Consider the following 1,006-nt stretch of genomic DNA (forward strand, 5'->3'; position numbering starts at 1 on the left):
CACGCCCGCTTCGCCAACTTCGTACCGACGCCGCGCGCTTTTGCGGAATACGCGAGAGCCATGGCGGCGGGACGCGAGCGGCGGTATCTCGGGCATAACCCCGCGGGTGGGGCAATGATCATTGCCCTTCTTGTGCTACTCACCGCGACGGGCGTGACTGGATGGTTGCTGACGACCAATACATTCTGGGGTTCCGACGCGCTGGAAACTCTACACGGGGCATGCGCCAACGCAGTGCTGGTGTGTGTCGCAGTTCATGTTGGAGGCGTTTTGCTGGCAAGCTGGCGTCACCGGGAGAATCTGGTCAGCGCGATGCTTACCGGCCGAAAACGCAAAGATTAAAAACTTTGCAGTTGGGCATGTTCGCCTGGAAGTGTCTCCAAGGTTCGCCATTGGTTGCAGGTCCGATCCGGCGCTCAAGTCCGCCAGTTTCCGGCTCGTTTTTTGCTGCCGCCTGAAACGGAACCTATGCTCGTTCAAAAGATGTGCCCAGTCGAGCTTCATGAGGATGAATACCAATCGCAACAACACCAGTTGGGAAGCGAAGAACAGGTAGTTCGATGGAAGCTGAACGGCAGATTCAACCGGTCGACGCGACACCTCTTCAGTTTCATATTGGAACAGAGAGCCGCATCACAGGCTGTCCTTACGCGAAATCGATGTTGCAGGAGGTTTTCCTTGACCGCATAACCCCGCACCTCCCTTACCTTCTGGAACTATCTATCGGCGCGTCCTGACATCGACCGCGTCATCGGCCGCGCGCAAAGCCGCGTTGGCTATCACCAGCAGGCCGGCATCATGATCGCGGAGCGCGTCCTCGATTTCGACGAAGGCGATATTCAGTTTCTTTCGTTCGGGCTTGCTTGACCTGCCGCTTTCCGAAATCATGTCAGCCTCCCTTTTCAGGCGCTTGACCAGCTTCGCTGCGCAACGGCTATCGAGGGTGCCTTCGCGCACAAACGCGTTGATTTGCGTCGTTAGTGTCGTCAGCGTCGCTTCCGTCGAT

General features: G+C 57.4%; 2 protein-coding genes. One reads left to right on the forward strand and one right to left on the reverse strand.

Annotated elements, in window-relative coordinates; genetic code table 11:
- Positions 1–342: cytochrome b/b6 domain-containing protein (locus tag P0D80_RS50455; protein ID WP_408296323.1), on the forward strand; the 342-nt coding region annotated here is incomplete at its 5' end.
- Positions 343–720: 378 nt separating this feature from the next.
- On the opposite strand, the gene P0D80_RS50460 is transcribed toward P0D80_RS50455, so the two are convergent.
- On the reverse strand, positions 721–1,006 hold a 286-nt coding region (locus tag P0D80_RS50460), incomplete at its 5' end, for a hypothetical protein (protein WP_408296326.1).

The organism is Paraburkholderia sp. RL17-373-BIF-A (assembly GCF_046030175.1).
Classification (GTDB): Bacteria; Pseudomonadota; Gammaproteobacteria; order Burkholderiales; family Burkholderiaceae; genus Paraburkholderia.